The organism is Kitasatospora sp. NPDC047058, assembly GCF_040643935.1.
Lineage (GTDB): Bacteria > Actinomycetota > Actinomycetes > Streptomycetales > Streptomycetaceae > Kitasatospora.
In genome coordinates this window covers 1-9,257 of the sequence record NZ_JBEYVJ010000291.1, presented here as the reverse complement: position 1 = coordinate 9,257, position 9,257 = coordinate 1, and the positions used below count along the sequence as shown (strand labels likewise).

Here is a 9,257-nt window from a genome sequence, read left to right as displayed (position 1 = left end):
GCCGTCCCGGCGCGTCTTGCGGGCCAGCGAGAGCAGCTGGTCGACGGCGACCGCGCCGCCGCGGACCAGGCCCATCGCGTACGCGGCGGAGCTGGGAGATCGGCGAGCCGCTCGCACGGCCGGCGGCAACCTGGTCATCGTGGACGGCGGCGAGCGTCACCGGCCCCCGCCTCCCTGGCTGGCAGCGGCAGCGCCCGGCCGCCGGTCTCGGCACCGGAGACAGCGCCCGCGCCGTGCCCGTCCGGGACCGGTTGGACGGTGGCGCCGTCCGTGACCACCCAGGCGGCCTGGCGGTCCGCCACCGCTCCCCCAGCCGGCGGCACCCCGTCACCACGCCCGAGCACCAGGGGCCGCCGGTGCGGATCCAGACCAGCTGCCAGCGGCGCACGTCCCCGTGCCGCTCTCGTTCCCCAGTTGGTTGGGCCGTTCAACGGTCTGAGGTACCGGCGGCCTTCTTCCTCGTCCAGGGGCGTGGTCGCGATGGCACGCGCCCCCCACGCATACAGAACACTGGTTCTGCTAGGGTCACTACAAGCAGAACAATGATTCTTTTTGTGAGGGGTGGGATGTGCCTCGGCTCACCGACGCGCGCAAGGAACTCCGGCGCACCCAGATCACCGACGCCGCCGTCCGCTGTTTCAGCCGCAACGGCCTGGAGCGGACCTCGATCGCCGACATCACCGCCGAGTCCGGCCTGTCGACCGGCTCGATCTACGCGCACTACCGCAACAAGGCCGACCTGGTCCGCGCCGCCGCCCGCGAGATGCTCCATCGACGCGCCGACACCATCGGCGAGTACGCCGCGGCCGACGTCCCGCCCGACCCCGACGAACTGCTCTCCCGGCTGACCGCCGCGATCGACCCCGTCCAGGCCCGGGTCGGCGTGCAGACCTGGAGCGAGGCGACCACCGACCCGGCCGTCCACGACATCGTCGTCGACGCGACCGACCGGATGCGCGCGATGCTGCACGACTGCGTCACAGCCTGGCTCGTCAAGGTCGAGCACCACGAACCGGCCCCGGCCCGGGAGCGCGCCACCCCGATCGCCCACCGGATCATGGCGCTCTACCAGGCCGAACTGCTCTACACCGCCCTGCGAACACCGACCGAGGAGACCGCGCCGTGACCACCCCGACAGCTCCGTTAGGAGCCCGCACCGTCTTCCGGATCGGCTACGGCGCACTGCAGCTCGAGCGCCTGCACGACCGCCGCGACGAGGCCGTCGCCCTGCTGCGCCGCGCGGTCGAGCTGGGCGTCGACCACGTGGACACCGCCGAGTTCTACGGCTTCGGATTCGCCAATGACGTGATCCGCGAGGCTCTGCGCCCCGAGGACGACGTTCTGGTCGTCACGAAGGTGGGGGCCGACCCCAACCCTGGCGGGCACCTGCCGCTGCGCCTGGCACAGCGACCCGAGCAACTGCGCGCCAGCGTCGAGGACAACCTGCGCAGCCTCGGCGTCGACCGGCTCGCGGTCGTCAACCTGCGCCGCCTGGACACCGGCCCCGGGCTGCGCCCGGAGGGGGACCAGATCGTCGACCTCGACGACCAGCTCGCGGTGATGACCGCCCTGCGCGACGAGGGCAAGATCGGCGCGATCGGCCTGAGCAGCGTCACCCTCGACGGCCTGCGCCGTGCCCTGCCCGCCGGCGTCGTCTGCGTGCAGAACGCCTACAGCCTCGCCTCCCGCGACGACGAGGACCTGTTGCGGCTGTGCGCGGCCGAGGGCATCGCCTGGGTGCCGTTCTTCCCCCTCGGCGGAGCCTTCCCCGGCCTGCCCAAGGCGACCGACGAGCCAGCGGTGCACGCCGTGGCCGAGTCCCTGGGCGTCACGCCCTCCCAGGTCGGGCTCGCCTGGCTGCTGCACCACGCCCCGAACGTGCTGCTCATCCCCGGCACCGCCGACCTCGCCCACCTGGAGGCGAACGTCGCGGTCGGTGAGATCACCCTTGACGCCGCGACCCTCGCCGCCCTCGACGGCATCCGGTCCCGCCCCAACGACGTCCCCGTCGCCATCGGCTGACCGGGACCGACGCGGCCCGGGCGGCGACTCCGCCCTCGCCCCCGCCGAAGGCATGACGAAGCGTCAGGCCACGCCGGGAAGACCCCCTCCACCAGACACCGAGGACAGCGCATGAAAGCCATCATCTACCGCGACACCGGTACCCCCGACGTCCTCCGGTTCGTCGACCGCGACCTGCCCGAGCCCGGCCCCGGCGAGGTCCGCGTACGGGTCGCCGTGTCCGGTGTCAATCCGACCGACTGGCAGGCGCGTTCCGGCGCCGGCCACCCCAAGCACTTCCCCGAGGTCACCCCGCACCTCGACGGCGCCGGCACGATCGACGCCGCCGGTGAGGGTGTCGACCAGAGCCGGGTAGGTCAGCGGGTCTGGCTGTTCATGGCCGCCGCCGGGCGGCCCACCGGCACCGCCGCCGAGTTCACCGTCGTGCCGGCCGAACAGGCCGTTCCGCTGCCCGACGAGGCCGGCTTCGACGTCGGCGCCTCACTCGGCGTCCCCGCGCTGACCGCGCACCGCGCGCTCACCGTCGCCGAGGACGGGCCGCGCCGGCTGCGGCCCGGGGCACTTGACGGGAAGGTGGTGCTCGCCGCGGGCGGGGCCGGAGCGGTCGGACACGCGGTGATCCAGCTCGCCCGATGGGCCGGCGCAACCGTGATCAGCACGGTCAGCAGCCCGGAGAAAGCCCGGCTGGCCACCGCCGCCGGGGCTCACCACGTGATCAACTACCGCGGGGGCGACCCGGCCGCCGAGATCCGCAAGACAGCCGCGGACGGCGTCGACATCATCGCCGAGGTGGCGCTCGGCGCGAACCTCGCCCTGGACCTGGCCGTGCTGAGAACACGCGGCACGATCTCGACCTACGCCAACGACGGCGGCGGGCCGGTCGAACTGGACGTACTGCAGAACATGGTGCTCAACGCACGCTTCCAGTTCCTGATCCTCTACTTGGCCGGTCCGGAAGCACGCGCCGCGGCCGCCCAGGACGTCGCCGCCGCAGTGCGCGACGGTGCTCTGCCGGTCGGCGAGGAGCACGGCCTGCCGCTGATCCGCTTCCCCCTCGACCGCACCGCCGACGCGCACCGAGCGGTCGAGAGCCGCTCGGTCGGCAAAGTCCTGGTGGACGTCGCCTCTTGACGCTCGGTTCCGGCCGGTTGAGGACAAGCGGATACGTCGGCGAGATTCCGTCACGACAGACAGACCCGACGCCCAGCCGGGGCGCTTCGGGACCGCCTTCACACAGGATTAGGGTTGCCGGGGTGATGCCACCTTGACGGCCACTCACCACTGGTTTGTCGCACCGGTTGGCGACCCGTTGTCGGGTCGTGCCCGGAGAGGGCCGGTCATGGGGAGAAATCCGGTGAGAGGCGCGGGCTTCCCTACGGGTGCTCGCCGCCACCGGGGCGGCGGGCAGCGACATTGTGGAGCCCGGGACCGGCGACCAGGTCGTGGCCGCGCTGTATCAGTTCCGGAGGGCCACGGCCGAGCAGCTGCGCGTCCTGCACACACCCGGGAGCAAGCGGGAGCTGGTACGCCGACGGCTACGGAAGCCGAAGGGCGGGGGTCTGGTCAAGGAGGTCGTCCTCCCCGGGCCGGGAGGGTGCGGGCCTGGTACCTGACCGACTGGGACGCGCGGATCGCCGCCCGCTTCCCGGAACTGGAAGGCGTCGCTTCCCCGCCCCTGCCCGGGGACCGGAGGCGAGGCTGCGGGTCGGGCACACCCCGGCCGACTCCTGCCCGGGCCGCGTTCGTGGCCGGCGCCTGGAAGGCCGGAGACGAGTGCGCGCCGCTGGACTTCGTGCCCGAGGTCTACCAGCGCTACGGCGAAGGCCCGGGCGGTGCCGTCATCCCCGACAGCCTGCCGCACCACACCGCCGTCGCAGACGGCCGGGCGTCGCACCGGGCATTCGTCGAGGCCGACCGTGCCACCACGGCCCGCGAGAAGCCCGCCACCAGGCTGATCGGCTACGCCCGCTTCCGCGAGCACCGTCCTGTGGGCAGGCGCCGCCCGCCTGAACGGCCTGGAGCAGCACGGCACCAGCGCCGCGCTCCGGCACACCCTCACCCACCTCGCCCGCCTCACCCGGCCTGCCCGCCGCCGCATCGCCCACGTCCTGCCCTGGTCCCGTTGGCGGCGTCGGCAAGAGCTGAAGCCTCGTTACGGCAAGCACCGTCGCAGTACTGGTGTGCCGGGGACCTGCCTACCGGGCTCCACCCCGACGGTGCCACCCGCGTCACCGGCCGGTTCCTCGGCGTGCCGGCACGGCCCGACGCTGCGGGACGCCAGCCCGTTCGCGCACGGGAACAACGGTGACATCTCCCCGGAAACTGGCGCCCGAGCCCCCCGGCAGCCGAGAATCTCGGGAATCACCCGTCACGGACGGACGACCGCCGCGGGCGGGCAGAGAACGAAAGAGGTGCCCAGGTGGGCGAGGACCGGTTGATCACCGGCCGGTACCGGCTGCTGGAACGGATCGGCAGCGGCGGCATGGGAACCGTGTGGCGGGCCGAGGACGAGCTGCTGGGCCGCGACGTGGCCGTGAAGGAGCTGCGGATCCGCCCGGAGCTGTCACCCGAGGAAACCGCGACCCTGCTGGAGCGGACCCTCCGCGAGGCACGCAGCGCCGCCCGGATCAACCAGCGCAACGTCGTGGTGGTGCACGACGTCGTGGAACACGAGGGACTCCCCTACGTGGTGATGGAGTACGTCCCCTCCCGTACCCTTGCCGCGGTCCTCGCCGAGAACGGGCCGCTACCCGCGGCGGACGCCGCCCGGATCGGGCGCGAGATCCTGGCCGGGCTGCGGGCCGCCCACGCCGCCGGCGTCGTGCACCGCGACGTCAAACCCGGCAACGTCCTGCTCGCACCCGACGGCCGGGTCGTGCTCACGGACTTCGGCATCGCCACCATCGCCGGCACCTCCAGCCTGACCCAAACCGGCGAACTGGTGGGATCCGTCGACTACCTGGCACCGGAACTGGTCCGAGGCGCCGCCCCGACCCCCGCCTCCGACCTGTGGGCACTCGGGGTCACCCTCTACCAGGCCGTGGAGGGGCTGCCGCCGTTCCGCCGGGCGACCGCGATCGAGACCGCCATGGCCATCGCCGCCGACCCGCCCGAGCCGCCGCTGCACGCCGGCCCGCTCACACCGCTGATCGGCTCACTGCTGGAGAAGGAACCGCTGGAACGGCCCACCGTCGAGGAAGCGGAACTGCTGCTCCACGACACCGCAACAAGGCAGGCAAAGCCGGCAGACAGAGCGGAGCCGGCAATCGGGACGGATCCGACAGAAGGGGCGGAGCCCGGCCCGGGCCGCCTGGCCGTCAGGAGCGGTGGAGCCCCCGTCCACGCCGCGGCCCGGCCCGCAGCCGGCCGTGACACGCACAGCGCGGCGCAGCCGGCCGCCACGCTTGTCACACCCGGCACCCTCGCCGGGGACCACCTGCCCGCCACACCCGCAGCCCGCCCCGCCATGCGGCAGATCCGCCGCCGGAGCGCCCTGCGCTGGAGTGTCGCCGCGCTGGCAACAGCCGCCGCAGCCGCCGGCGTCCTCGTCCTGGACCCCGGTCTCCACCTCGGAAAGCGCCAGGCCCAGGCCGGTGCGGTGCCGTCTCCGGCAGGCACGACCAGCACGCCGTCCGGGAGCCCGGCCGGGCCGTCCCCGGCTGGGTCCTCCCCGGCCGTCCCGGCCGGCACCGGCCCGGTGGCCGTCCCGGCCGGGTCCAGTATCCGCCGGGACCCGGCCGGTTTCTCGCTGGCCGTCCCCGACGGCTGGGTACGCAGCACCGACGCCTCCGGCCGGGTCTTCTACCTCTCACCCGACCACGCCTTCCGCATCGGCGTCCACCCCACCACCCCGAGCGGCCAGGGCATCCTGGCCGAACTCCAGAAGCAGGACGCCGCCGGCCCGCGGACCAACCCCGGCTACCGCAGCGCCAGCGTCCAGCCCACCGTCTTCCACGGCACCACCGACGCCGCCTTGTGGCTGTGGACCTGGAACGGCTACCCGGAAGACGGCTACGGCGCCCGGCGCGTACAGGACATCTCCTGGACCGAACAAGGCCGCAGCTACGACTTCTGGATCTCCGCACCGACCGGCCGCCCCGACGAAGCCAACCGCTACTTCCAGATCGTGTCAGCCACCTTCCGCACCAGCTGACACCCGGCCAAGCCCCGCGGCCACCAACCGGCAAACACCCACCCAAGCCCCGCAACATCAAACCGTTGGAAGACCGTCTGCCGGGACCCGGGGCTGTCCGTCGACGAGCAGGTCGCCTGCGTGCTTGAGCGCCTCACCCCGCACGTCGACGCCATCGCCGCCCTCGCTCGGCGTCTGGACGTCGAGGACCCCCAAGGCCCGAGCGCCGCGACCTGCTCACCCACCGGCCGGGGCGAACCTCGGCGTCCTCTCCATGCAGCGTCACCCTGAGCGCGTCGCACGCCTCGCGCTGATCACGCCGGGGATGCGGGCCGTCGGGATCAGGATCGACGAGGGCAGCCGCGAGGCTGCGACCTCGCTGCAGAAGGACGAGCCCTGGTACGACGAGGCGATCGGCGCGTTCCGCAGGGACTGGACCGATGAGGGGTCCGACGAGGACGCCGCCCTGGCGGGCCCGTTCTGGTACGGCCGGTGGGACGAGATCGCGCAGGAGCACCATGCCACGCGCGCCACGCAGCTCAACGGTGACGCCCGCACCGCCACTACGCCGAGGGCACGTTCGACCCCGAGGCGACGAAGGCCCCGATCGCGGGGCTCGTTATCGGGGAGCTCGACCATCGCGGCGGTGCGACTCCTCCTTCCTGCAGGCCAGCTCGCGCAGGCGGGCGCGCAGCCGGTCGTAGAGCGATCGTCTTTGGCGGATCAAGCCGATAGCGCTCCGGGCCGTCGTCCCCGGGCGCCAGCGCGAGCACTCCCGCGATCAGGAGCACGCCCCGCCACGAGTACCGCCCTGGCGGGCCCTGTGAGTCGGATGCGCTTCCACCAGGGCGGAACGGGTGTAGGCGGCTCGGCCCAACGGGCCTTCAGCCGGTCCGCGGCGGACTCCGGGACGATCTCCACCGGGCCGGAGGTTGCCACGCTCTTGTTCGACATGGGCCGAACTTTGAACAATCCGCGCGGGATGGTCAAGGCGAGCCGACGCGCAAAGCCGACGGCCCACCTGGCCGGGCGCGAGCTGCTGTGACCAGCGCCGCTGAGCACGTCACCTGGTCATCCTCACACCCACCCGCGCCAAGGCAGCCCACAGCAATCCGGCGGCACAGGCAGAACCCAGCTGCCAGGCTCCGCCGTCCGCCGCCGACGGGGACGGATCGGTCGGCACAGGCGGCCAGCGCGCCCGACAGAGCGGGCACTCCGACCACCCACCGGCCGCCCGGCAGGCAGGCAGGCAACGAAGGGAAGGCGCACCCTCGTCTCGTCGGCTACCGGGGGTGGGGCAGACGTTACAGCAGGCCGTGACGGGCCCTGTCAGCCGGAGACGGTCGCGTACAGGCCCCGGCCGGTCCGCTGCGCGGTGCCGCTCTTGGCGAGGCGCTCCAGCGTGGTGCGCACCGCGTTCACTTCGGCTTCCGTGCCGTCCAGGCCGAGCAGGCCGGCCACCTGGCGGGCCCGCAGCGAGTCGTCGGCGCCGGTGAGGACGGCCAGGACACTCTTGGCATCGGTGCGCCGCCTGCGGCCGGGCGCCGCTGCCGGCGCGGAAGCCGTCTGCGGCTGGGCAGAAGGTGCCAGCTCCGCAGCTGCGGTCTTCTTCACCGCCGCCTTCCTCGCCGTGGTCTTCTTCGCGGCTGTCTTCTTGGCCGTGCCCCGGGCGGTTGCTTTCTTCGCCGGGGCGGGTGCTGCCGCGGCATCCTGCTCACGGGCGACGGTGGCCGGGGCACTCGCCGTGGCCGTCTTCTTCGAAGGCGTCTTCCTGACAGTCGTCTTCTTCGTAGCAGCCTTCTTCGCTGCGGTCGTTCCGGCCGGGGCCGTGGCGGTGCGCTTCCGGGTTGCCTTCGCTGGGGCGGCCTGCGGTTCGGGCTCCTCGGCGGCAGGCACGCCCTCGATGCCGACCGGCTCTGCGGGCGCCGGTGCAGCATCCGGCTGGTCCTTGCTGTCCGCCGTCTCCGCCGCCTCTGCCGGCTTCCCGCCCGCAGGTGCCGCCGTCGTGCTCCGGCCTGCCAGCGATGTCTCCGCGAGGGCCTCCAGGCCCTGCAGCACACTGACCATGGCGTTTTCCTGCGCCACGACGGCCGCGAGCTCGTCCTCCAGTTGTCGGCGCCGCTCCCTCACCTCGGGCAGCCTCGCCTCCAGCAGGGCGATCGTCGATCCCACGCCGCTGTCCGTGCCGAACGTCTCCGTGCCAGCCACAAGAGCTCCTGTCGCCTCGTCAACCACTGTTCCTGACAGCGAATCTACGGCCCGGATTCCCGAATGCCACAGGGATGAGCGGAATTCATTCCACGGTGGGCCGCGCGCCCCGCGTCACGCGGCCCCGCGCCTCCACCGGGCCACCGTGAAGGTGCTCCGGGTCAAGAGCGCCTTCGGCTTCGCCCTCGGTCAGCCCGTCGAGCCGGGCAGCGCGGTGGCCCAGACCTGGGAGGGCATCACCACCCACCGCCTGGACCTGCTCGCCGCAGCCCGGGACGGAGGCCTTCTCGACCCGGCGGTGGACCTCGACTGGGTGCGGCGCGTCTACTACGCCCTGATCGGCGAGGCCCTGCACAGCCCCGGCGACGACCCCGACGCGCTGGCTACCAAGGTCTTGGACACCCTGCTGCACGGCCTCGGCCCGCGCTGACCACACAACAGCGCCGTCCCCCACGCCGAGCACCCGTGGAACACGCGGGAACAGCACCGAGCCGGGGACCATGCGCCTCTCCGGCGGCCAGGACGAGGGTTGGTGCGGTGAGGGTGGTGGTCGGGTGTGGAGCGTGCAGTGGTGGCCGTCGGTGTGCAGCCGGCCATCCGGGGTGCGCGTGGTGTTGGGCAGGACGGTCAGTGCGGCGCCCGGGGTGGGCGGCCGGCAGCGGCTTCCCGTCGTGCTGGCGCCAGGTGGGCCAGCGTTCTGCGGCGTCGGCGGCCAGTATCAGGCGCAGCCGTCCGTGCGGGGGTGGTGGCGGCGGTGACCGCGTCGAGGACGCCGAGGATCGCGCCGGCCGCCCGCGAGGCTCCGGCCCGGCGCCGGCCGGAGAGTGCGGTACTGCTCGGCCACCTGCCCCGGTCCGTGGACCGCCACTCCCCCGCCCCGTCCAGGAGGCCCCGT

6 protein-coding genes are annotated in these 9,257 nt (G+C 73.2%); 5 read left to right on the top strand and 1 reads right to left on the bottom strand.

Annotation, left to right across the window (positions count from 1 at the left end):
* Nucleotides 1-568: 568 nt before the first annotated feature.
* From ABZ885_RS30170 to ABZ885_RS30155, 4 genes are all read left to right on the top strand, one after another.
* Nucleotides 569-1,126 (top strand): TetR family transcriptional regulator, encoded by a 558-nt coding sequence (locus ABZ885_RS30170; RefSeq protein WP_360195414.1) that lies wholly within the window; start codon nt 569-571, stop codon nt 1,124-1,126.
* Entirely contained in the window at nt 1,123-2,022 is a 900-nt protein-coding gene (locus ABZ885_RS30165; RefSeq protein ID WP_360195411.1) for an aldo/keto reductase, read from the top strand. Before ABZ885_RS30170 ends, ABZ885_RS30165 begins: the two co-directional genes overlap by 4 nt.
* A 111-nt stretch (nt 2,023-2,133) precedes the next feature.
* On the top strand, nt 2,134-3,153 hold the full coding sequence (locus tag ABZ885_RS30160; protein ID WP_360195408.1) for an NADPH:quinone reductase: 1,020 nt from the start codon (nt 2,134-2,136) through the stop codon (nt 3,151-3,153).
* Nucleotides 3,154-4,441: 1,288 nt separating this feature from the next.
* The gene (locus ABZ885_RS30155) at nt 4,442-6,175 is read left to right on the top strand and encodes a protein kinase (RefSeq protein WP_360195405.1); all 1,734 of its coding nucleotides are present in this window, start codon (nt 4,442-4,444) and stop codon (nt 6,173-6,175) included.
* 1,308 nt (nt 6,176-7,483) lie between these two features.
* Here ABZ885_RS30155 and ABZ885_RS30150 read toward each other — a convergent pair.
* Nucleotides 7,484-8,389, bottom strand: a complete 906-nt coding sequence (locus ABZ885_RS30150) for a hypothetical protein (RefSeq protein WP_360195402.1) — start codon at nt 8,387-8,389, stop codon at nt 7,484-7,486.
* Nucleotides 8,390-8,507: 118 nt separating this feature from the next.
* Between ABZ885_RS30150 and ABZ885_RS30145 the strand changes: the two genes are divergently transcribed.
* The gene (locus ABZ885_RS30145; protein ID WP_360195399.1) at nt 8,508-8,792 is read left to right on the top strand and encodes a hypothetical protein; all 285 of its coding nucleotides are present in this window, start codon (nt 8,508-8,510) and stop codon (nt 8,790-8,792) included.
* The last annotated feature ends 465 nt before the right edge of the window (nt 8,793-9,257 follow it).